Below are 23,749 nucleotides of genomic sequence, written 5' to 3'. Positions count from 1 at the left end.
TATTATCTATCTTTGTGTACATAAAAAATGGGTTTAACTAAAGCAACTATAAATAGGTTTAATGGCAAAGATTTAAAACAACTAACAAACCCTGCTACAGGTAAGTTATATGATAAACCTATTGAGCTTTCAGATCGAGATTCTTTAAGTATTCGAGTATCTTTGAAAGGCAAAATAGTTTGGCAATTTAGATACCGTTACAAAGGTAAACCACAACGACTATCACTTGGCTCTTACCATGAAACGGAAAACGGTATAGAAACTGCTAGAAAGCAAGTTTCAAAATTAAAGCTTCACCTTGAACAAGGAAAAGACCCAAAACAAGTAATGTTGGATTTGAAAAATAAGAACCTTCAAAAGTCGAGTTCAACATTAATTCAATTGTCGAGGGAGTGGTTAGACTCCTTGGATGAACAAGACTATAAACCCAATACTATTGAAAATTATAGAACAACTATTAACAAATGGATTTTCAACACTCCTAGTCGAGGGAGCTTAGAAGAAGAATGGGTCGTAAATTACTTGAACATACCTTTCGATGATATTAGACCTGTTCAGTGGATGAATTATTTTGAGTGGATCCGAAAAGAAGGCAGCTCTATTGTTGCTGGTAGTGTTTTAAAGCTAATTAAAAGTATTGCTAAATGGGGATTAACAAAAGAGAAACTATCAAGGACAGACATTTTTGTCTACAAAGTTAATGATGTTGGAAAAGCTTCACTACCTTCTGAAAGAACTCCGTCAGCATCAGATATTGCTAGGATGTGGTTGGAGATAGAAAGATCAAAAGCGTTACCACAAACTAAGTTATGTTTGAAAATGATAATTTTATTTGGCGGTAGGAATACTGCTGTAAGAACTATGATGTGGGAACATCTGGATTTTGATAGTATGGTCTGGACTATCCCAACCCCAAAAGGTAGAAAACAACTTCCTAGGCGAGGAGCTTTTGAAGGTGACATTGAGATTCAGAGACCAGAGAAACATCCTATACCAGATAATGCAAAAAAATTATTAATGGAATATATGAAAATCTATGGTAATTCTGGTTATGTATTTCGAAGTGAGAAAGCCAACAGTCCACTCTCAATTCATGCTATTGACCGATTTTGCCAAAGAATGTCTGCAAAACTATTTCGCGCTGAAAAAATTTCAAAAATAATTCCTCATGACTTTAGACGATCTCTGAACTCTATACTTTGTGAATTAGATTCAAAATGGGATCCAATATGTGAAAAAATTCTTGGTCATAAACTAAGGGGTACTAAAGCACACTATAATAAAGCTGATTACCTAGATCAGCAGCTAGAAGCTTTAAACCTATATTGGAGTATAATAGACAAAGAAATAGATAAACTGGCTTTTGGGAAAGCCAGTTAGTTATTTAGTGAGAGCTGATTTGTAAAAATGTTTCAACTTCACTTGTATAAAATAATTTTTTGCTAAAATTGGGAATGGGGTCTGGTAACCACTTTTCCTCATTTTGATTAACGGTCCTTTCCTTATTTTTTAGGTAGCTATAATATCCAGAGCGGCTTATCTTCAATACCGAACAAAGCTCTTTTAATGTTAAAGTTGGACCATAAATTTCTACTAAATTCATAAATCCTCCTCCATTAAAATTTGATATATTTTACCACTTGGACAAGCAACAAAATATTCGTCAAAGTAATATGCATCATTATTTATAGAACATTCCACTTTCCAATAGAGACAAGCTACGCTCTCATAGTCATTGAAATAAAGTAAAAGGTCGTCTTCACTCCAAGAGCATATATCTGAAATATCCTGTACATATAGTGATGAGTTTGGATGTTTAGATAAACCAATAATCAACTTTTCAAGATTTAGGGGTTCATTCGATTTATTAGTACAGTTTTTGGCGGATCGAGATATTACATTGATGAGTTGTATCCAATATGAATAAAACTCTATATCAAAGCATTTTAATATCGTATTAGATTGTTGCAGGCATTTACTTAAGTCTTGACCGTTTTGTTTCATCATTTTTCTCCTAAATTCTGGACGTAGGAGTGCGCCAAAATCAAATGATCTTAGTCCTCCTACATATTAACTTTTTTGTGAAACTATTCACTATTCTTATACCTTTTTGCAGTTGGCAGTATTGTGACAACGAGACATATTCTAACACAATCAGATATACATTGCAATGGGTTCTCTATATAAAGCCCTTTCAAATCAATGGTTTACTTGACATTTTGCTTTTTTTGTGGTATAAGTTTTAGCATAAAAACTGTTACCAATTAATGTCTTAGCAAGTCATATCTATGGGGTTTACTAGGGCGAAAATAATTTTGATTTATTTGATTTATTTGATTTATTTGATTTATTTGATTTTCTTTTTCATTCTTATGAAAACTCACGCCTAAGGGACTTAGGCTTTAGTGAGTTAATCGGTATTAAAATATCGAATAGAAAACTACCCTTGTAAAAAAAGAAATCTGTGGTTAGATGAAATAAGAACAAATAGATTTCTGAATGAGAAAAAACTTTGTAGCGGTCAGAGCTGCGTATTACAAACACGATAAGTTAACTAAACAAGTTAAGTCAAAACATGTTGTTGAACAATCACAAGATGATGGTTCCACTAAATCTGTGTTTAAAACAAAAATCACCGATAGAAGCTATAAATCAGCACTGGCTGAGTTTGAGCACATTATGCGGACTGGTAATACCAACTCAGTTAATGTCATTGATGAATTTTCACATGATAATGTCATAGTTTCACCAGATGGAACATTCTCCCCCCTTGACGCTTATTATAAGCACCTAGAAAGATATAAAAGCATTGTAGGGCGAAAATGTCGCAATGACATGAATACTCTTTTTGAACATGTTGTAATTTTATCTGAAGAACATGTTGCTTGGCTGGAAAAAAAACTGGGTAAAGAAAGAGCAAAGCGAGAAATCGTTAAGTGTCTTAAGACGTATTCAAAAAACTATGCAAAAAAGTTTAAATTTACCGAGTGTGGTTTTGCTTTGCACTATGACGAGGGGTTTACCGATAAAAAGGGCAATTTCAAATGTAACATCCACGCACATGTAATGTTTTTCAATTATGACTTTAATACCAAAAAATCCTATTTGAGGACTTTATTCAAGAAAGGGGTAAATGAGGTTACTGGTAAAACAAACGAACTGAACTCCAACTTTGTCGCAATACAAGATTTAGCTCATCAGTGTTTTAAACGCCTTAAATTTACTCGTGGTAAATCAAAATTATTAACTATGGCTGAGTACCTACCAAAGCATCAATTTCTCGAAAAAAAATTGCAAGACTCATTCAGTAAATACAAAAAACTTACGCAACAGCTTAATCTAAAGAAGAAAGAGTTAAGTGAATATTTAGACAAGTGGTTGAGCAAAATACTAAAGCAAGAATCGGCAAAAACTGAAGCAAGCATTAGTGCTGAAATTGTTCTGGATATAGAAGATGAAAACATGCAAAAAAGCACAGAAAATACGATAGAAAAAGTTGAACAGGAAGTTCAATCAAAGACAGATATCTCAAAGATTAGCGATGAAGATTTAATCTCTAATCATATAAAAGAAAAACTAAAATCAAGGAAGAAAAAATGAATGATATAACACTAGCTACACTCATCGAACAAAAATTCAGAGCTGAAGCATTAGGTGACTTAGATGCTTTTAAGTACATAAAAAATGATTGGCTAATTGATGCAATTATAGGTGTATTAAAAGCGTACCCTGAAATAAAAGAACGTATTAACATTGATAAAATGTCGATTAATCAAATTATTTCAGAAATAGAGAAGTATTTTAAAGACAGAAATAACAGACGAAAACTGAGGCAAGAAAAAATATATAATTTTATTAAGTCTTGTGATGATTATCGTATCGAAGAAACATTACTGTTGTTGCTGGTGCTTGGCTTTACTTTTAACCATGCCTATAAAAGATTACAGAACAACAGAAAAGGTGCTGGTGAAGTATTAGACCTAGAACCTAATCCATTTGGCGCTAATTGTAATGTTCATTTTCAAACTAAAATGCCGATTCAGAAAAAAAATCCAATGCTTAAATCACTGTATGATTTGATTGTAAATGATGCTGTACCAAGCCAAGTTGTAGATTCAGAATTGGAAAATTTAAATTCAAAGCTAAATCCTTCAAAAAACAATCGAAATAACGAAAAGAGTAATAATTACAGGAACAAAAAATAATAAACCAATCGGAGCAACAACCTTGCCACTATTGCAGTACCAAAGTGAGATTGAGACATAATTAATAACAGAAATAGTTTACTGAGATCTAAGGTTGTTCTTCGTTTTCCTATCAGTGCTGTAATTTTTAGCTGTTATTCAATCAGTAAATAGATATTGTCATCACTGATATGCTTTTTAATACACATTACTTTATATTCACTGAAAACAAAGTGTAAGTTACTGTGATCCAAATATAATCAGTCTATACCCTCCTCAAATTCTAAAGTTAATTTCGAATTTACTCCGATTTTCTACGGGATTTTGAAGTACGTAGTGAACTTTTACTAGGTACACCTTTTCGGGTTTTTGATATACCTTTTCGGATTAGAAAAATAAGTTGAATTTAGCTATTGAAATATCTCATTTTTTAGATATATGTATAAGTACTAACTAAAAAGGTAGGGCATGGCAAAGAAGAAAAAATTTACGGTAAGAATGTTTCAAGACGCAGAAACAACACTAGTAACAGATTTATTAAATAGAACCAATTTATTTAGCTGCTACGATAACAAAGTTATTAAAAAATCTAGGGAAGCAGAGATATACTCATTCGGAGAATATACATACACAATTAAGCATCGTTACTTGGATATGAATGACTATTTGCTTTATGTCTATATCTTGAAAAAATGGCTCTTAGTCAACGAGCAAGCGCCAGAATATGTTAATCGGGTTGATATTCCTTTTGCCGAAGTAGCGAAGCTGTTTGGTATGACAGAAGCGTATATCAAAAAGGACAAGAAAAAGGCGGCAAAGCGCTTTCATGATTCAATTGATAGACTAACTGATGTAAAAGTCAATTTGCATGATGAGCAGAAAAAGACAACCACGTTTTATCACCTTCTCTCTGATGGTAGTCAATTACAAGAAGCCGCAGAAAATATTGTAGCGATAATTCCAGAATTTATTTTGCTTGAGTTCAGAAAACAAAGGTATTCATTTGTTAATTTGGACTGGATGAGTGTTTTAAAAACGCAACGAGCACAAGCGTTAATGCGTTTTCTAAGTAGTCATAGCAAAAGGTTCAATACACATTCTTTAGAGTTTTTAAAGTCATTGCTTAATTTGAATGGGTCTGATATTGCTGCTGATAAAGAGATCAGAAAAGCTTATAAAGAACTAGTTTTATCTGGTTTTCTAGAGTCATTTAAAATAAATACTAAAAAGAAAGATGGCAGTAAGAGAAAGATAAATAAGTTTAGCTATGTATCAACACAAGAACATAAAGTGTCATGGTTTAAATCTGAGATGGTTAACAAATTTAAAAATAAAGAAAACCAAGTTTTTAAAGATAAAAAATTTATGGTTGTTAATGACGATACAGGAATTAATTATATCCACTATGGCAATCGCGTATTTGAAGATGCATATGATGGTTCTGATTTACCGTTTTAGTCTTACGACAAACGTACCCAGTTATTTGACAAATATTTTTTATATGGAAAGTTAATTGTAAGGCTTGAACAAAAAAGCAATCAATTAACTTTTTTACTTCATAGCTGAAATTATTGGAGAAACAGCTATGGAGCAAAAGAATAGCAAAACGGATAGAAAATCAAAAAACACTAAAAAGCAGAATGTTGTCTTAAGCCAAGTTCTTGATATTTATAAATCATATATTGAGAAGTTCAAATCTGGTCAAAAAGTGGCGTTTGAAGTTCCTTGGCAAAAGAAGCAAGTGCTAGGGATACCGAGAAATGCTAATACAGGGCGACCATATCAAGCTACAAATGCTCAACTGCTATCATTGATTCAAGAAACGAAAGGTTTAGATTTACCTTATTTTTTGAATGAATCTGATTTAAAAGAGCTGGGTATCATTGAGCTTAAACCTGATTTTCCAATAGCGATTGGCAAAAAACTGGTTGAACGTTATTTAGATAAAAGCCGAAAGGATGGCGATAAGCTTAAATGGATTTCTACAAAGCAATTTTTATCACTGTCAGATAAAGATCAAGAAAACTATGAGCTTAAAAAAGCTGTTAGGCATTTCCCTTTATACCATCAAAGTCAATTTGAAGATTCTCTACAAAGCGTTGATCTCTACCAAAAGTGGATAGCTAGATTTAGTGAAACGAGTCTTCTTAGTAAACTCAATAAGTGTAAAACTGACGTTGAACGACAAAAGCTTTTTGAACCGAACATATTAGCTGCTAAAAATTACTTAGATATAGTGCGAAGAGAACAAGGAATAGCCTTAACGGAGCACGCAACCCAATGCTATTACGCACCAGAAAAAGATGAAATTGCTATGGTCAATTTAGACCAATTTACTGGAGAAAATGCATTACTCGCTTACGTTGGTGTTTACGCTCATGAATTGTCGCATGCCACGGGACATAAAGGTCGTTTAAACCGTAATTTAGTGGGGAATATGGGTTCAAAACAATATGGCTTTGAAGAACTTGTCGCGGAGTCATCAAGCCTTCAAATAATGAAGCAATTTAATTTACCTTCGGTACTAGACGAACAAAGTGCTGTATACATTCATTCATGGCTTAAGACACAACATAATAAAGGTAATAAAGATTTTTTAAGTATCGCTTGTAAAAAAGGAAGTGAGGCATGCCAATATATTGATCAGCAATATGACTCGTTTAAGCAGAAAGTTGAAAATGATTTTGATATTAACAATGCGATTCGAACACTTAAGTTCTTGCCTGAAAACGCACCAGTATCGTTAGAACTATCCTATAGTGCAGTATTAATTAAAAACAAAGCAAATGAGCTATTTAACTTATTCATAGAGCAAAATAGTGATGTTGGAACATCAGGTTTTTGGTTAGAGTTTGATAACTATCTAAAGCAAGAAATTGGTTATACAAAAGCAGATGTTGAGTATGCTTGTGAACGAACTAAAACACAATTGCTACCAGTACATTTGTCAAATAAGTTGTTTGATATTAACTCACATAAATTACAGGTGGAGCAGTCGGCAATTACCCCTGAAACTTCAGTTGAAAGCCTGAATAATAATCTAATCAAGAAACGAAAGAGAACGGTATAGTATAATATAATCAATGGTTTATTTTGGGTTTGGTACTTGAATTTTAATTTAGATATGGTTTTGTTAATAGAGTCTTGCGAAATTAGTCGTGAGACTTTGTTGGAGAAAACAATGTATTTAAATTTTGGAATAAATGACAAAGGAGAGTGGCAACACATATCTACAGTTAAAAGTGGACAAACAGAGCTTATTTGTCCTTATTGTTGCGGAGCTTTGCTTGCGAGAAAAGGTCAAGTAAATGTCCATCATTTTGCTCATCAGTTTGACACTTGTCTTGAGTCAGTTGAAGCAGCAAAAGCAGCAACCTTACCAACTATCGATAAATTTGAAATGCTGAACGCTAAAGAGCAGAAATATATGGGTAGGCGAGAACGTTATTCATCAGATAAGATATATAGTTTTGCAGGCATGTATGATGCGATATCCAACCTTGAGGCTATGGGGTTACTTAAAGTAGAAAAGTCGATATCTAAAAAACTTAGCCAGTGCCAAAATAGTTTGGAAGGAATAGACCCAAGCCTACTTGATGATGAGTATTATCCAACCGATAGCTTAATAGCAATTGGTGATGCGCTCAGGGATTTTATTAATATTGATTTTCAAGATATTTGGCTACAGCAAACAATGCTTACAACGAGTATCAATGAATGTTATCACAAGCACAAACTGAGTAAGCAGCATACTATTATCGAGTTCCTGAGATCTCAAGCATTCTGGCTACAAGCACACTATGATAAACAATCTCGTTTAAACCCTGAGTATACAAAGCTCATTACAAAGAAAGTTGAAGCACTTTCAACTCAACATCTATACCTATTTAAATTCAAAGCAGTTATTGACGAAAATGAAGAAACTTTTCTAAAAATCGGAATGACTAGCCGCACAGCCGAAGAACGATTAAGTGAAGTAACAAGTGATCTAAATAAGCATGTAAAAATCTTAAAAGCTGAGGTTTTGTCTTACGCCAAATATGCTGGGCGAGTGGAGCCGTTATTACACAATTATTATGCACAAAATAGATTTCGTTTAGCTAAATTTAAAGAGCTATTTAATACCGAAATTGAATCGAAATTGATTGGACAGTTTAAAGAAATTGACAAACAAGGTGACTTAAAGCCATTTAAACTGAGACGGAATATTTTAACAAAAATACAAAATCTAAAAAAAGAAGCTGGACGTAGACCAAAATCACGGAAGGAACTCATCGCAGAGTACCCAGAAGTAGTTGAATTACTCAAACTAAACCTGAGTATCCGTGAAGTCGCAAGACAAACGGGTAGAGCCAAAAATACTGTACAGAGAGTAAGAAGTGCGTTGTTACATTGATAATTGACATTTTTTGATTTTTGTGAGGTATCATGTTGATTTATAAAGATTTTATTGATTTGTTTTAAATTTATTGTTATACTTATGGGGAAATAGAGGCACTAACCCTGCCTTAATTTGATTCTAATAGGTGCTTATAGCGCCTAAATATTAATTCCAATTATGGAAAAAAAATGAAAAGCAAAATCTTAGTGAAATTAGTCCTGAGTAGGAGGTGTTACAACACTTAATGTGTGTGACATATGGCCTCCTTTTATACAAATATTTGGAGATCTATATGCATTTTAGAAAAGATAGAGAAATAACAAACTTTCAACGTGGCTTGGTTAATATTGTTGATGCGTTTGAATTAATGAATTCTGTCGAAATCGTACTAACTAACCCTTTTATACATTCTTCACAAAAACATGAAACTGTAATCTCATTACTAACAATGCATGATAAACCAGTTTTAGTGCAAGCTAGAGCTTTATATCTAGCTCACATGGTTAATCCTAACCAGAATATACTACAGAGTGAAAGAGACTCTACTGGCAAAATTATTTTACTAATAGAAAATATTTTAAAACGTAAAGATAGTCATTTTGATGGGGGAGATTATGAGTAATAAAAACAATATTAAACAAAATTACAACCGCCATATTAGAAAAGCTAGAAGGTTTGCAAAGGGTTATAAAGGCTATGAAAGGGCAATCAAAATTTGTTCCTACTTTGAGTCAGTTGGTCATCCTCACCCAAATTATACATTTGACGAAGTACGTATGTCTCATTGGGAGGGGAGTTCCGAGCGTCAATTTGCAATAGAGCTAATGAAGCAGATGGCTCACTTAGTAGCGGTAAATGAATCATTGGAAAAGCACTAGCTCATATGAATCAGTCAATTAAACGGGGTAGATCTACTCCGTTTTTTGCTATTTTACATTAATTAAAAAAACACCTTACTGTTTTTAATTAGATTTTCTTGACTAAAAATCCAAAAAGGTTACATTACTATAATCAAAATGATTATAGTGTTGATTTGGATTTGAAATGAGTAATATTTCAGAGAGGCATAAAAACAGTAAAGAAGTTGATAAGTTAACTTTTGCACAAAAGCAAAGGTTGTCTTTTATAGATTTTAGTTTGCTATTTAAAGGCTCTATAAACCGAAAAGAGTTAACTGAAAAGTTTGAAATGGGTATGGCAAATGCCACTAGAGATCTTGCTCTATATAGAGAATTAGTACCTGAAAATATTGATTTTGATGCCAAAGATAGAAGTTATTTACAGGCTAAAACGTTTTCTCCTCTGTTTAATTACAATTCAAAACAAACACTCGCGAAATTAACGAATAAAATATCTGATGGTTTTGATGGTGTTTTAGAGATAGCTTTCCCTGTAGATGCGCCACATCAATTGAATGTGCCAGATATTTTTATTGTTGCCAAAATAGTACAAGCTATTTTAAAAGGTAAAGCTATTTCAATCATTTATACATCATTATCGTCTGGATCAAAGGCGAGAGAAATTGTTCCGCATACAATCGTTGATAATGGTTTACGTTGGCATGTTAGAGGATTTGATAGAAAGTCAGGTTCATTCAGAGACTTTGTAATTACTCGCATATCTAAAGTAACTATCAAAGATAACGAAGTTGAATCATTTGAAGAAGAAATAAATGATCATCAATGGGTGCGAATGATGGATCTTTCGATAGTGCCACACCCTAATAACGTTCAATACCCTCAAGCTATCATGATGGATTACGGTATGGAAAATGGTGTTCTTGAACTAAAAGTTCGAGCTGCATTAGTTGGTTACTTGTTAAGACGTTGGAATATTGATTGTTCAAAAGATGCGGAGTTACAAGGTGGTGAGTATCAATTGTGGTTAAAAAATAGGATCACATTATATGGTGCTGAAAACTTAATACTTGCACCAGGCTTCGATGAAAAAGACTTAGGACATTAGAAGTAGAAAAACTAATAGCTAGGAAGGGCTATAAATTGATTATTGATAATAAAACAAAAAAGTTACATGAAGATTTAAACCAACATATCAAAGCTGGAAACAAGCTTTCAATTTTAACGGGTTTATTCTCTTTATATGCGTTTGATGAATTAAAAACAGAGTTAAATTCATTGGAGCAATGCCGTATTTTATTTTCTCAATTTAAAGGCTTTTCAGTTACACAAGACTCAAATACCTCTCCTTTTGGTGAACTAACAGGCACCAAATTTGAAACCAGATATAGAAACAAACTAAACCAACAATCATTAGCAAAAGACTTTGCTAAATGGCTAGAAGACAAAGCTGATATTAAGCTGGTTAAGCAACAAGGGACATTAGCACAAAACGTTATCCATTTAGATTCAAATGAGCCAGTAACCTATACAGGCGCACAGTTTACAGGTGCTGGTTTGGGATTAACAGAATCTGAAAGCTTAGATATGATCACCAGCTCAACTGATGTCAACGAAACCAAGCAAATGCTCAACTGGTTTGATTCTGTTTGGAATAACAACCACCAGTTAATAGAAGCTAAAGAGCTGCTGTTAAAAGAAGTCGATAAGCTTTCTAGGGACAATGAGCCTAAATATATTTATTTCTTAACTCTATGCCATTTATTTAAAGACTTTGTTGAAGATCTGGATGATGAACGGATCATTCGTTCTAAAACAGGTTTTAGAGAAACTATTGTTTGGAACAAATTATACAATTTTCAAAAAGATGGTGTGCTAGGAGCAATTGAAAAGCTAGAAAAATACAATGGCTGCATCATTGCTGACAGTGTGGGGCTAGGTAAAACCTTTGAAGCACTTGCTGTTATTAAATATTACGAATTAAGAAATGACCGAGTTTTGGTTATCTGCCCTAAAAAACTTAGGGATAATTGGTCTGTCTACACTATCAATGATAAGCGCAACCTATTAGCGCAAGATCGGTTTAATTATGATGTATTAAATCATACTGACCTTAGTCGCACGAAAGGTTATTCAGGTGAGATCAATTTAGAAACGCTAAATTGGAGCAACTATGATCTTGTAGTCATTGATGAATCACATAATTTCCGTAACAAACCAAATAAATCAGATGATAAATCGGCAAGTAGATATGAACGCTTGTTAGAGCAAGTTATTAAAGCTGGTGTAAAAACCAAGGTGTTAATGCTATCAGCTACACCAGTTAATAACCGTATGAATGATTTAAAAAATCAAATCGCATTTATAACCGAAGGCAAAGATTCTGCTTTGGTTGATGAAGGTATAAACAATATTGAACATACGTTGCGAACTGCTCAAACTAGATTTAATCAATGGAATAAACAAGAAGCAGACGAGCGTAAAGTTGAACAACTTATCGACTCAATGAATTTTGACTACTTCAAATTGCTCGATACGCTAACCATTGCCCGTTCTCGTAAACACATTGAAAAATACTACGATACAACAGCGTTAGGTAAATTCCCTCAGCGTTTACAGCCTTTGAATATCAAATCTGATATTGATACAGATAATAGCTTTCCACCACTACAAGAAATAAACAAAACCATCAGGCGTTTATCTCTGGCAGGATATGCCCCTCTGAAATACGTCAGAATGGAAAAGAAAGGCGAATATGCTAGACGTTATGATATGGATCTTGGTGGCGGTAAAGGTGTCTTTAAGCAAGTTGACCGTCAAGACAGTCTTATACATTTAATGAGAATCAACCTTCTAAAACGAATGGAAAGCTCTATCCATTCTTTTAGATTGACGGCTGAAAAGGTTTTAAATCAGGTTGACGGATTGTTATCGAAAATCACGGCACATGAAATTGGTGATTTCGAAGAATTAAACATTGAAGATTTAATTTTGGAATCACCAGAATATGAACCATTTTTAATTGGTAATAAAGTTAAGGTGTTGTTGCAAGATCTTGATCTAATAAGATTCAGACAAGACTTGGAAGCCGACCGAGTATTTTTAGAGCGTATTGTTGAAGAGTCACAACAAATTACTGCGGTTAAAGATGCAAAGTTAGCAGACTTGAAAAGTATCATTGCTAACAAGATTGAAAATCCAATCAATCAAAAACAAACCGAAGAAAATATAATTGTTAAAAATAAAAAAATTATAATTTTTACTGCGTTTGCTGATACGGCTGAATACTTATATCAAAATATAAATCAGTGGGCGCAAGGTAACTTAATGGTTCACAGTGCATTAATCACGGGCAGTGGCACTAACAAATCAACTATGCAAGGTGCTGGCAACGAATTAAACATGTTGCTTACACACTTTTCTCCTATTTCAAAAGAACGAGTAAAAGTAGCCCCTGAAGCTACAGACCAAATTGATATTCTTATTGCTACAGATTGTATTTCTGAAGGTCAGAACCTTCAGGATTGCGATTATCTGGTGAACTACGATATTCATTGGAATCCTGTTCGTATTATTCAACGTTTTGGTCGTGTAGATCGTTTAGGTTCAAGAAACCAAGTTATTCAGCTCGTTAACTTCTGGCCTAACATGGAACTAGATGAATATATCAATCTTGAAGCTCGTGTTAGCGGCAGAATGGTACTGCTTGATATTTCTGCCACAGGTGAAGAAAACGTAATTGAGCAAGATGCGAAGCAAATGAACGATCTGGAATACAGACGTAAGCAGCTTAAGCAATTACAAGATTCAGTAATGGATTTAGAAGATATATCTGGTGGCGTATCAATTACTGATTTAACGCTTAATGACTTTAGGATGGACTTATCTTCTTACCTTAAAGATGAAAAACAGCAAGGTGAATCATCGTTTGAGAATAGTCCATTGGGGCTTTACAGCGCAATTTCATTGGACAATATAAACAGTTCTCTTGCTAATGAAAGCAAACTTAAATCAGGAGTGATTTTTTGCCTTAAAGACATAAATAACACCGTTCAAGTTGATGATAATTATCCACTAAGACCTTATTACTTGGCTTATGTTTCTGATGCAGGTGAAGTCGTTTTTAGTTTCACTCAAGCTAAGAAAATTTTAGATGTTATTAAAACTGTTGGTTTGCATAACACTGAACTAAACCATGATGCCATTGGTACTAAAAATCATAAGCCTACCAGTCACTATCAATCTTTGTTAGAAATCGCTGTTACTAATATTGCTGGCAAAAGCGAAGAAAAAGGCGTGGAGAGCCTGTTTGCCCGTGGTGGTACAGTTTTGTCTCAAGAGTCTTCCCAATCGGTTAATGATTTTGAAGTTGTCAGCTATATGGTCTTGGTTTAAAGATACTGAAGAATATGGAACTTTCGAATTATAAAAATAAAAGGACGTTATAACTATGCTGTTATCTAAATTTTACGAGTATTTAGACTTACCAGAAAAATCATTTTTGGGTTCAAGAGTTGCGAAAAAGCAACTAATAGAAAATAGCAAATTGAGTACTGCCGATAAAAAAGCAGTTCAAGAAGATATAGAGTCTATTGTTTGGCGAAATACCTTAAAAAACTCCACTGTTAATATTTCACCGTATTTTAGTGAAGTAAAAAGCCAAGAGGTAAACTGTCAGGAAATAAAAGCGCAAGAAGAATCTCTTGAAGCTGAAAGCTATGTTTTAGAGTACAGTGAAATAGCATTAATTGAAGTGACCATTCGCTCTAAAAAAAGAGTAAAGAAAATTGCTGAACTAATTCAAAGAGCAATTCCTTACCCTTTAATGCTGGTGTTACATCTTAAGCATGTAACGGAAGATGGTTCGCCCTCAAGCCTATTTTTAAACCTTGCCACAAAACGATTAAGTAAAGCCGATCACAGTAAGCTAAAAGTTGAACGGTTTTATCAATCTCAAAAATTTACTGAAGAACAGATAACCGAAAATTCCGTAGAAGAGCAATTCTTCAAATCGTTATCGGTTAATAACCAATCCTTTATTAATTTTTACGAATTTTACATGGGATGGGTTAAGCAATTTATTTCATTAGAAAAATCAAAGTTAACAAATGCATTCGAGCCTAATGCGAGTCAATCTGTCGATATTGAACAGGCTAAAGCACAAGCAAACGTATTGGATTCTATAGCTTCACTCGAAGCCAAATTATCTGGTATTAGGCAAAAACTTAAGCAAGAAAATCAAATTAATAGAAAGGTTGAACTAAATATTCAGGCGCAAAAAATAAAGCGAGATTTAGCTCAATTGACGGCAGAATTATCATAGGGAATACAAGTGAACAAACTTAAAGTTAATTTAGAAAACTGTTACGGAATTAAAAAATTAGAATATACCTTTGATTTAGAAATAAAAGGTAATAGCAAGGGCGTATATTCCATTTATGCCCCCAACGGCTTCATGAAAAGCTCATTTGCTCGTACATTTGAAGATATTCAAATGGGTAACAAAAGTAGAGACGTTGTTTTTACCGAACGTGAAACTGTTCGAGAAGTAACTATTGATGGTGAAGAAATAGCAGCAGATAATGTTTTTGTTATTAAACCTTATAATGAATCATATTCCTCAGAAAAAACATCACTTCTGTTAGTAAATGAAGAGCTAAAAAAGCAATATGATGAAGCTTTGGCTGATATCGACAAAAAACAAAAAGAACTAATCAAACATTTAAAATCAATATCTGGAGTAAACTCTAGAAGTGTTTCAATAGAGTCATTGCTTTGTAGTGCTTTTGCAAAAAATGATAAAGATCTTTTTGATTTGTTAGTCGAACTTCAGCAGTCACAAGAAGATTGTTCGAGTTTCTCAGAAATAAAATATGGTGACATATTTAATGATAAAGTTTTAAAGATATTAAAATCTGGAAATCTAAGCCAAGAGCTTGAAGATTATATTGAAACTTATGATTCTCTAGTTGCCAAGTCGCCTGTTTTATCGAGAGAGTTTAACCACCAAAATGCAGCTACGATAACCAAAAACCTTCACGATACTGGCTTTTTTGGAGCTGATCACACAATTAATATAAATTTTCCTGATGGCAAAAAAGAGATCACTTCACAAGTTCAATTACAAGAATTAATAGAAGAAGAGCAAAACAAAGTAATTTCTGATCCAAAATTACAAAAGCAATTTGCTGCCATTGATAAAAAACTATCAAATGCAGAAACTCGAAAATTTAGAGAGTTCATTACAGACCACAAAGAATTATTACCAGAATTAAAAGATTATGAGGAGTTCGAAAGAAAGCTTTGGTTGTCGTATCTTCAACAGCAACCAGAGATCCTTCATGATTTTACTGACAGTTATACAACCAACAAACAATTAATTGCTGAAATTACAGAGAAGGCAAAAGAGCAGCAAACCACTTGGGAAACAGTTGTAGATACATTCAATAAACGTTTTAACGTGCCATTTGTTTTACGAATTGATAATCAAGAAGATGTTATTTTGCAAAGTGCTCAACCGACCATAGCGTTTGATTTTAAAGATGGTCGTGAAAACAAAAGTGTTAATAAATCAATTCTTATAGAGGTCTTAAGTCAGGGAGAGAAACGAGCACTTTATATCTTAAATCTATTGTTTGAAATAGAAGTTAGAAATCAACAAAGAACACCAACGCTATTTGTTATAGATGATATTGCAGACTCCTTTGATTATAAAAATAAATATTCAATTGTTGAATATTTGCAAGTTCTCGCTAATACCAGCTTTTTCAAAATAATTATTTTGACTCATAATTTCGATTTTCATCGCACGGTTTGTGGGCGTGTAGGGGTTTATGGCAAAAAACGCCTATTTACGATTAAAACCGATGAAAAAGTTGAATTAATCAGAGAGAAATATCAAAAAGACGTGTTGAACTACTGGAAAAGTCAGTTAGGTCGAGATCAAAAATGTGTTTTGGCCTGCATACCTTTTGCACGAAATTTGGCTGAATATTGCGGCCTTGAAAATGAATATCATGATTTAACTTCACTTCTTCATTTGAAGGCGAATACTAACGATTTTCGAATATCAGACCTTCAGGTTATTTATCGTAAAGTCTTTAACGATAGAAGTGATGTTGTTTTACAGAACGCAACCAAATTAATTATTCACAGTTTAATTGAGTGTTGTGATGCAATGGTTGCCGAAGCAAATGATGTTGCTCAACTCGAAGACAAAATTATTTTATCCATTGCTATTAGGCTAGAAGCAGAAAGGTACATGATCAGAATGATCAATGATGATGTGTTTGTCCAAGCAATAGAAACGTCTCAAACCAAAGAACTATTTGAACGATTTGTTAGTGACTTTGGTGATACAGAGTCAGAGAGCATTGTGTTATTAGATCAAGTTAATTTAATGACACCAGAAAACATTCACCTTAACTCGTTTATGTATGAGCCAATTTTAGATTTATCTGCTCAACACTTATATCAGCTTTACCAGCAAATTAAGCAGTTAAATGTTACTGATGCTGAAAGCTAAGAAAAGAATATTAAAAATACAGAATTTAAAGGAACTCAAATGACTGAGCAATTACAAAAACTCACAACTGAAGATGGTCAAAGCTTAGATATAGAAGCGCAAAACATTGAGCATCTTAAACAGCTATTCCCTGATGTATTCCGTGAAGGTAAAGTCGATTTTGATGCGCTGAAGGCTGTTCTTGGTGAGCATGTAGAAGATAAAGAAGAGCGTTACAACTTTACATGGCATGGTAAAAATAAAGCTCGTCAAATTGCTCAAAAACCATCGACTGGTACGTTGCGTCCTTGCAAAGAAGAAAGTGTGAATTGGGATACTACGCAGAACATGTTTATTGAAGGTGATAACCTTGAAGTTTTGAAGCTACTTCAAAAATCTTATCATCGAAAAGTAAAAATGATTTACATTGACCCCCCATACAATACAGGGAAAGACTTTATATATCCTGATAACTTTTATGATAATGTTAAAAATTATAAAGAGTTAACTTCTCAAATTGATAATAAAGGCTTTGATAAGTCAAATAATTCTGAGACTTCAGGGCGTTACCACACTAACTGGCTGAATATGATGCTCCCTCGTTTGAAATTAGCTAGAAATTTAATGACAGAAGACGGTGTCATATTTATTTCTATTGATGATTCAGAACAAGTCAATTTAGTTAATTTGTGTAATGAGGTCTTTGGAGAGGATAATTTTTTAGGAACGCTGCCGATTGTAAGTAACTTAAAAGGAAGAAGTGATGATAAGTATTTTGCGACAGCACATAACTATTTAGTTGCATATAAAAAAGCTAATTTCGTTTCCAAAGGGCTTCCTCTTCCTGAAGATTACACAAAAGATTACTCAGAAGACGATGGTGACGGTAGAAAATATAGAGTTCAAGGTTTAAGAAAAAGGGGGGATAGTTCTAGGAGAGAAGATCGACCTAATATGTACTACCCATTTTATTGCAACCTTGAATCAGGACAGGTTTCGTTAGAACCAACTAAAGATTGTCAAATTGAAGTAACTCCGAAGCTATCCGATGGCAGTGATGGTCGTTGGCGTTGGGGTAAAGACACTGCGATTGAAAGAGTTTCAGAGTTAACTTGCCGTGGAGTTGGCAAAGAGTTAAGGCCTGATGTTTTTCAGAAAGATTACGCAGAAGGGCAAAGTGGAGCCAAACGAGTAATACCTAAAACTATTTGGATGGGATCTGAATTTTCGAATGAAGCAGGCTCTTTAGAAGTTAAAAAGCTTTTTGACGCAAAAGTATTTGATACACCAAAACCGTTAGGGCTAATTCTTCAATGTTTGGAGTTATCAACAGACAAGGACGATATCATATTAGATTTTTTTGCTGGTTCTTGTACAACGGCACACGCAGTTTTGAGTAAGAATATTGAAGATGACGGTAATAGAAGATTTATAGCCGTTCAATTACCAGAAGAGTGTAGTGCAGGTACTGTTGCTGCCAAGAATGGTTATAAAACAATTTCAGATATTGCCAAGCAACGAATAAGGTATGCTATTGAAGAGTTGCAAAAAAGTGATAGCTCCGCCAACCTTGGATTCAGATCCTATAAGCTTGACGAAACTAATATAGTTCAGTGGGAACATAGCTTTGATAACCTATCAGACATTCTAGAAAACAGCGTTGATAGCATTAAATCAGATCGTTCTTCTGAAGATGTGCTATGCGAAATTCTTTTAAAATATGGCTTAGATTTAACTTACCCTATAGCAGAGCACACTCTTGCAGGTAAAACCGTATACGATGTTGCATTTGGTTCATTAATTGTTTGCTTGGATGACGAAATTTCACAAGATGTTGTTGAAGAAATTGGCAAGTTAAAACGAGAACTAGATAGTGAATCAACTCGTGTTGTATTTAAAGACTCTGGTTTTGCTGACGATGCAGTTAAAGTAAATGCTATTCAGTTGTTGAAGCAGTATGGCGTTGATGATGTTAAAAGCATTTAAGGGTTAATCGGGTATTTATTATGAAGATTCAATTTAATCCAGATTTAGAACATCAAGCTGATGCCATCAATGCAGTTGTTGGTGTGTTTGAAGGTCAAGAAGTTTGCCAAACAAACTTCACCGTTTCTGCTGCGGCACAGGGCGATTTATTTGCACCTAACGTAACGTCAGATATCGGTATAGGTAACAGACTTGTATTACTCGATGATGAGTTAGAAAAAAATGCACAATCAGTGCAATTAGCCAATGGTTTAAAACAAACTTCTGTTGCAGGCTCTTCAAAAGATTTTACGATTGAAATGGAAACGGGGACAGGTAAAACCTACGTTTATCTACGTTCAGCTTTTGAGCTAAATAAAAAGTACGGTTTTACAAAATTCATTATTGTTGTGCCTTCAGTTGCCATTAAAGAAGGTGTTTATAAGTCATTGCAAATGACAGAAGAACACTTCAGAACACAGTATGACAATGTGCAATATGATTACTTTGTTTATGATTCGTCAAAGCGAGAACAAGTTCGTAACTTTGCGACCAGTGATTATATTCAGATCATGGTTATTAATATTGATGCTTTCCGTAAGAGCTTCACCGATCCAAGTAAAGAAACGAAAGCCAACTTAATTCACCGTGCTGATGATAGATTAAGTGGAATGAAGCCGATTGAATTTATTCAATCAACAAATCCAATTGTTATTATTGACGAGCCGCAAAGTGTAGATACAACGGCTAAGTCAAAAGAAGCAATTGAAACATTAAATCCACTTTGCACCTTACGTTATTCAGCAACACATGTTGATAAATACAACATGCTTTACAAGTTAGATTCAATTGATGCCTACGACCGTAAATTGGTTAAACAAATTGAGGTGGCATCAATTGACGTTCAGGACAGCCATAACAAAGCGTACATTAAATTACTTAAAGTAAATGCTTCACCTCGTTGGGCGGAAATTGAATTTGATAAAATGGATGGAGGCAAGGTTAAGCGCATTAAGAAAAAGCTGACTTGCGGTAAGGATCTTCTACAAGAGTCTGGTGGTAGAGACATTTATGACGGTTATATCATCAATGACATTTATACCGAGGAAGGTAGCGAATATATCGATTTTACCAGTAGAGATGGTGAAATATTACTAGGCCAAGCAATAGGCTCTGTTGATGAGACTGAGTTTAAGCGTTTGCAAATTCGTAAAACCATTGAAGAGCATTTAGAAAAAGAATTAAAGCTAATTCCGAAAGGTATTAAGGTACTAAGCCTGTTCTTTTTAGATAAGGTTGGTAACTATAGAGCTTATGACGAAGATGGTAATCCAACGCTAGGCAAGTTTGGCAAAATCTTTGAAGAAGAACTTTATGCCGTCCTGAAGAAACCTAAATACAAACGTTTATACCCTGAAATTTATTCGGAGGGGAAATTAGACGGTTTTGCTTTGAAGCAGTTGGTTAGCCAAGTTCACAATGGTTACTTTGCCATCGATAAGAAAAAAGATGCAAAAGGTAATGCGATTTTTAAAGAATCCACCATGTCTAAAAAAGGCGAAGCTGCGAAGTCTGCGTCAGACGAAAGTGCGTATAACCTGATCATGAAAGATAAAGAGCGTTTGCTTGATATTAAAGTGAAGTTGCGTTTTATCTTCTCGCATTCTGCTCTTAAAGAAGGTTGGGATAACCCTAACGTATTTCAAATTTGTACCTTGAATGAAACAGATTCTGTAATGAAGAAACGTCAGGAAATTGGGCGTGGTTTAAGGATCTGTGTTAATCAAGATGGTGAACGTGTTCATGGGTTTGACGTGAATACATTGACCGTAATGGCTAATGAATCTTATGAAAAATTTGTTAGTGAATTACAGCATGAAATTGAAAAAGAAGAAGGCATTAAATTTGGCTTGGTGGAAAAACATCAATTTGCCAACATACCTGTTTTATCTTCTTGTGGTGAACAATCGTCTTACCTTGGAGCTGAAAAATCAGAACAGCTTTGGACTCACCTAAATGACAATGGCTATTTAGATAAGCAAGGCAAAGTTACAGATGAGCTAAAAACGGCTTTAAAAGAAAACTCTGTAAACTTACCTGAAGGTTTTGATGATCAAGCCGCACAGATCAAAGCTGTATTGAAAAAAGTGGCTGGTGGCTTAAATGTCAAAAAACACGAAGAGAAAAAGCGTGTTGAGTTTAAGAAACAAGCCTTTGATATAGATTTTAAGCCGCTATGGGACAGAATTAAGTACAAAACATGGTATCGAGTTAACTTTGACCCTGAAAAGCTTGTAGAAGCTTGTGCGAAAGAAATAAGCAGTAACTTGGTTGTTGGTACGGCTAAATTTAAATATACCAAAGCTACAACAGCGATTGAGCAAAGTGGTGTTAACGTTGTGGATGAAGCAACGAGTAACCACTCATACACAGCAAGAGATTATCAATTGCCAGATATTGTTACTTACCTGCAAGAACAAACAAACCTGACTCGTAAATCTATAGTTAGTATTTTGCGTAGGTGTGGACGTTTAGAAGCGTTCAAAATGAACCCTCAAAAGTTTATTGAACAGGCGGTAACGATCATCAAAAATCAAATGAGATTATTTATTGTTGATGGCATTAAATATGAAAAAATTGGTGATGATGAATTTTACGCTCAAGAGCTGTTCGAAGATCAGGAGTTGATGGGGTATTTGAGCAAGAACATGTTACCAGCAGAAAAATCAATATATGACCATGTTATTTATGATTCTGATGTTGAAGAAACATTTGCTCAGGAGCTTGAAAATAATACTCAAGTTAAGGTTTACGCAAAGTTACCAAGCTGGTTCAAGATAGACACGCCATTAGGCTCATATAATCCAGATTGGGCAGTGCTGGTTGATAAAGATGGTGCTGAAAAGCTGTATTTTGTTGTTGAAACTAAAGGCTCAATGTTTAGTGATGCTTTAAGACCAACTGAAAAAGCTAAAATCGAGTGTGGTAAAGCTCATTTTGCTGCACTTGGTAACGACACTCAGTTTATTAAAGCTGATTCATACGATTCGTTTGATAGTCAGATAGCGTAAAAGTATTCAATACGACTGTAATTTGCTTACAGTCGTACATTATTTTACATTTCAAATAGATTGGAAGAAATTAATGCAAACAGGGAAATCAACGATAAAAGATATTTTTGGTGACACCAGAATATTTAATATACCCGTTTATCAAAGAGCTTACTCATGGGAAGTAGAAGAAAATTTAAAAGACTTTCTATCTGATATTGTTAACCAGCATGAAGAACGAAGTTATTTCCTAGGATCATTTTTATTTCACCTTAATGGAGGCAGAGGCGAGTTTTCCATTGTAGATATCGTTGATGGGCAGCAACGTCTTACGACATTCATTGTTTTTATCAATTCACTGGTTAAAAAGTTAATAGCTAGCTCTTCGGGTCTGGTTTCAAATAGGACTATCAGAAAATATATTAGAGATGATGAATTTTATAGGTTAGAAACAGAGAATGAAGATAACGTCTTTTTACACAATGTAATTCTAGATGATGAAGACATATCTTTAATCGATATTAAGACAAACTCTCAAAGGCTTTTATTAGAAGCAAAAGAGTATTTTAATGCTGAGTTGGATAAACTTGATATTGCTACTTTGGAAAAAATATATAAAACAACGACTAATGCAGATGTTTTGCTTTATGTTGTTGATCAAATCAATACGGCAACTCAAATATTTGAGCTTCTAAATGATCGAGGTAGAAAGCTAACTGACCTTGAATCAATTAAAAGTTTTTTGATGTATAACGCAGGGTTAGTCGCTCAACACCCTGATCAAATTATCAAAAATATTCAATTGGAATTTGCCGAAATTTATCGCTTAGTGGAGAAGTACGAGATTAATGACCGTGACGTTCTTCGTTATCATAATATTGCTTTTGAAAGCTGTCCCGCCGATTTTCAGGAAAAACCTAAAGAATATATAAAGTTAAAAATAACAAAGCTTGTTAATAATCCAGCAGCCAAAGATGATGCATTAAAAGAAATTAGGTCTTATGCATCACGCCTCAAAAGTAGCTTTAAAATTTACTCTTGTATTCAAGATGATAAACACATAAATCGAAATCTTGCACATCTATTTATGATAGGGCGAGTTGCACCTTTCTACCCTGTTCTAATGAAAGTGTACCAAGACAAAAAAGATGATTTAGATAGGTTATTGCAAGCGATAAACCAGTTTACGTTTAGGGCATCTTTGGTAGGTCTTCGTAGCAACGGTGAAAGTTACCTATATACACGACTAAGAAGAAATGAAGATGTAATAGGGCTTGTACAAGATTTTACTCAAAGTAATTGGTGGAATATAAATAGTAGAGCATTAGAAGCAGTTGATTATGAAAACCATTATGAATGGTTAAGTAAGAACTCTGTTCGTTATATCTTATTTTCATATGAGAACAAATTACGTTACGAAAAAGGTTTCCCTTTGCTTACCTTGAAAGAGTATTTTTCTACTCAGGAAAGAGAAAAACTAAGTATTGAACACATATCCGCACAACGCGCAAAAAATGTTGAGTATGACGATGAGTTTCATGAGTCATATAAGCACAGTATTGGAAATTTGGTAATCGATTATGTTGCTTCAAATTCAAGTAAAGGAAACAAAAACACGGCTGATAAACTCGAAGCCTTTAACTTAGCCCCACTCATGTCTCAAAATGAAATAGATAATGTTCCTTGTGATTGGGGAAATGTAGAAAGTATAAAAAACTATATAAAACAAAGAGAGCTAATGCTGAAGGATTTTGTCTTAACCCACTTTCAGTTAACTAAATAAAATTTTACTAACAAGGATGTTTGTA

General features: G+C 34.0%; 17 protein-coding genes. 15 read left to right on the top strand and 2 right to left on the bottom strand.

Annotation, left to right across the window (positions count from 1 at the left end; genetic code table 11):
• The first annotated feature begins 27 nt into the window (after positions 1-27).
• Positions 28-1,380, top strand: coding sequence for a tyrosine-type recombinase/integrase (locus QQK05_RS16465; RefSeq protein WP_284300632.1), 1,353 nt, complete (start codon positions 28-30; stop codon positions 1,378-1,380).
• Positions 1,381-1,384: 4 nt separating this feature from the next.
• Here QQK05_RS16465 and QQK05_RS16460 read toward each other — a convergent pair whose 3' ends face one another.
• Positions 1,385-1,603 carry a hypothetical protein gene (locus QQK05_RS16460; RefSeq protein WP_284300630.1) on the bottom strand — a complete coding sequence of 73 codons (219 nt, stop codon included), beginning with the start codon at positions 1,601-1,603 and terminating at the stop codon, positions 1,385-1,387.
• On the bottom strand, positions 1,600-2,007 hold the full coding sequence (locus QQK05_RS16455; protein WP_284300628.1) for a hypothetical protein: 408 nt from the start codon (positions 2,005-2,007) through the stop codon (positions 1,600-1,602). Before QQK05_RS16455 ends, QQK05_RS16460 begins: the two co-directional genes overlap by 4 nt.
• 492 nt (positions 2,008-2,499) lie before the next feature.
• Here QQK05_RS16455 and QQK05_RS16450 point away from each other — a divergent pair, with 492 nt between their 5' ends.
• The 14 genes from QQK05_RS16450 (at position 2,500) to QQK05_RS16385 (ending at position 23,724) form a co-directional block, all read left to right on the top strand.
• Positions 2,500-3,600 (top strand): hypothetical protein, encoded by a 1,101-nt coding sequence (locus QQK05_RS16450; RefSeq protein WP_284300626.1) that lies wholly within the window; start codon positions 2,500-2,502, stop codon positions 3,598-3,600.
• The gene (locus QQK05_RS16445) at positions 3,597-4,205 is read left to right on the top strand and encodes a hypothetical protein (protein ID WP_284300624.1); all 609 of its coding nucleotides are present in this window, start codon (positions 3,597-3,599) and stop codon (positions 4,203-4,205) included. The genes QQK05_RS16450 and QQK05_RS16445 overlap by 4 nt, the downstream gene beginning before the upstream one ends.
• A gap of 447 nt (positions 4,206-4,652) precedes the next feature.
• Positions 4,653-5,642, top strand: coding sequence for a hypothetical protein (locus tag QQK05_RS16440; RefSeq protein WP_284300622.1), 990 nt, complete (start codon positions 4,653-4,655; stop codon positions 5,640-5,642).
• Positions 5,643-5,769: 127 nt separating this feature from the next.
• Complete coding sequence (locus tag QQK05_RS16435) at positions 5,770-7,254, top strand: zincin-like metallopeptidase domain-containing protein (RefSeq protein ID WP_284300620.1); 1,485 nt, start codon at positions 5,770-5,772, stop codon at positions 7,252-7,254.
• A 36-nt stretch (positions 7,255-7,290) separates the two neighbouring features.
• Positions 7,291-8,580: a competence protein CoiA family protein gene (locus QQK05_RS16430; protein WP_284300618.1), complete on the top strand. Its 1,290-nt coding sequence runs from the start codon at positions 7,291-7,293 to the stop codon at positions 8,578-8,580.
• Between the two features lie 277 nt (positions 8,581-8,857).
• Positions 8,858-9,187: a hypothetical protein gene (locus QQK05_RS16425; RefSeq protein WP_284300616.1), complete on the top strand. Its 330-nt coding sequence runs from the start codon at positions 8,858-8,860 to the stop codon at positions 9,185-9,187.
• Complete coding sequence (locus tag QQK05_RS16420; RefSeq protein WP_284300614.1) at positions 9,180-9,443, top strand: hypothetical protein; 264 nt, start codon at positions 9,180-9,182, stop codon at positions 9,441-9,443. Before QQK05_RS16425 ends, QQK05_RS16420 begins: the two co-directional genes overlap by 8 nt.
• Before the next feature lie 166 nt (positions 9,444-9,609).
• Complete coding sequence (locus tag QQK05_RS16415; protein WP_284300612.1) at positions 9,610-10,530, top strand: WYL domain-containing protein; 921 nt, start codon at positions 9,610-9,612, stop codon at positions 10,528-10,530.
• Between the two features lie 35 nt (positions 10,531-10,565).
• Entirely contained in the window at positions 10,566-13,817 is a 3,252-nt protein-coding gene (locus QQK05_RS16410) for a helicase-related protein (protein ID WP_284300609.1), read from the top strand.
• A 55-nt stretch (positions 13,818-13,872) separates the two neighbouring features.
• Positions 13,873-14,745, top strand: a complete 873-nt coding sequence (locus tag QQK05_RS16405; RefSeq protein WP_284300607.1) for a DUF4391 domain-containing protein — start codon at positions 13,873-13,875, stop codon at positions 14,743-14,745.
• A gap of 9 nt (positions 14,746-14,754) precedes the next feature.
• Positions 14,755-16,947 carry an ATP-binding protein gene (locus QQK05_RS16400; protein ID WP_284300605.1) on the top strand — a complete coding sequence of 731 codons (2,193 nt, stop codon included), beginning with the start codon at positions 14,755-14,757 and terminating at the stop codon, positions 16,945-16,947.
• 39 nt (positions 16,948-16,986) lie between these two features.
• Positions 16,987-18,912, top strand: a complete 1,926-nt coding sequence (locus QQK05_RS16395; RefSeq protein WP_284300603.1) for a site-specific DNA-methyltransferase — start codon at positions 16,987-16,989, stop codon at positions 18,910-18,912.
• Between the two features lie 20 nt (positions 18,913-18,932).
• The gene (locus QQK05_RS16390) at positions 18,933-21,962 is read left to right on the top strand and encodes a type III restriction-modification system endonuclease (RefSeq protein ID WP_284300601.1); all 3,030 of its coding nucleotides are present in this window, start codon (positions 18,933-18,935) and stop codon (positions 21,960-21,962) included.
• Positions 21,963-22,035: 73 nt separating this feature from the next.
• Complete coding sequence (locus QQK05_RS16385) at positions 22,036-23,724, top strand: DUF262 domain-containing protein (protein ID WP_284300600.1); 1,689 nt, start codon at positions 22,036-22,038, stop codon at positions 23,722-23,724.
• The last annotated feature ends 25 nt before the right edge of the window (positions 23,725-23,749 follow it).

The organism is Thalassotalea loyana (assembly GCF_030161435.1).
GTDB classification, from domain to species: Bacteria; Pseudomonadota; Gammaproteobacteria; order Enterobacterales; family Alteromonadaceae; genus Thalassotalea_G; species Thalassotalea_G loyana.
Note: the sequence above shows the minus strand (reverse complement) of the source record. Positions and strands in the feature narration are given on the sequence as shown.

Coding starts and splice junctions, on each gene's coding strand:
- QQK05_RS16395 (WP_284300603.1), top strand. CDS start 16,987: ATGACTGAGCAATTACAAAAACTCACAACTGAAGATGGTCAAAGCTTA.
- QQK05_RS16420 (WP_284300614.1), top strand. CDS start 9,180: ATGAGTAATAAAAACAATATTAAACAAAATTACAACCGCCATATTAGA.
- QQK05_RS16460 (WP_284300630.1), bottom strand. CDS start 1,603: ATGAATTTAGTAGAAATTTATGGTCCAACTTTAACATTAAAAGAGCTT.
- QQK05_RS16450 (WP_284300626.1), top strand. CDS start 2,500: ATGAGAAAAAACTTTGTAGCGGTCAGAGCTGCGTATTACAAACACGAT.
- QQK05_RS16435 (WP_284300620.1), top strand. CDS start 5,770: ATGGAGCAAAAGAATAGCAAAACGGATAGAAAATCAAAAAACACTAAA.
- QQK05_RS16445 (WP_284300624.1), top strand. CDS start 3,597: ATGAATGATATAACACTAGCTACACTCATCGAACAAAAATTCAGAGCT.
- QQK05_RS16440 (WP_284300622.1), top strand. CDS start 4,653: ATGGCAAAGAAGAAAAAATTTACGGTAAGAATGTTTCAAGACGCAGAA.
- QQK05_RS16415 (WP_284300612.1), top strand. CDS start 9,610: ATGAGTAATATTTCAGAGAGGCATAAAAACAGTAAAGAAGTTGATAAG.
- QQK05_RS16465 (WP_284300632.1), top strand. CDS start 28: ATGGGTTTAACTAAAGCAACTATAAATAGGTTTAATGGCAAAGATTTA.
- QQK05_RS16405 (WP_284300607.1), top strand. CDS start 13,873: ATGCTGTTATCTAAATTTTACGAGTATTTAGACTTACCAGAAAAATCA.
- QQK05_RS16425 (WP_284300616.1), top strand. CDS start 8,858: ATGCATTTTAGAAAAGATAGAGAAATAACAAACTTTCAACGTGGCTTG.
- QQK05_RS16390 (WP_284300601.1), top strand. CDS start 18,933: ATGAAGATTCAATTTAATCCAGATTTAGAACATCAAGCTGATGCCATC.
- QQK05_RS16455 (WP_284300628.1), bottom strand. CDS start 2,007: ATGATGAAACAAAACGGTCAAGACTTAAGTAAATGCCTGCAACAATCT.
- QQK05_RS16385 (WP_284300600.1), top strand. CDS start 22,036: ATGCAAACAGGGAAATCAACGATAAAAGATATTTTTGGTGACACCAGA.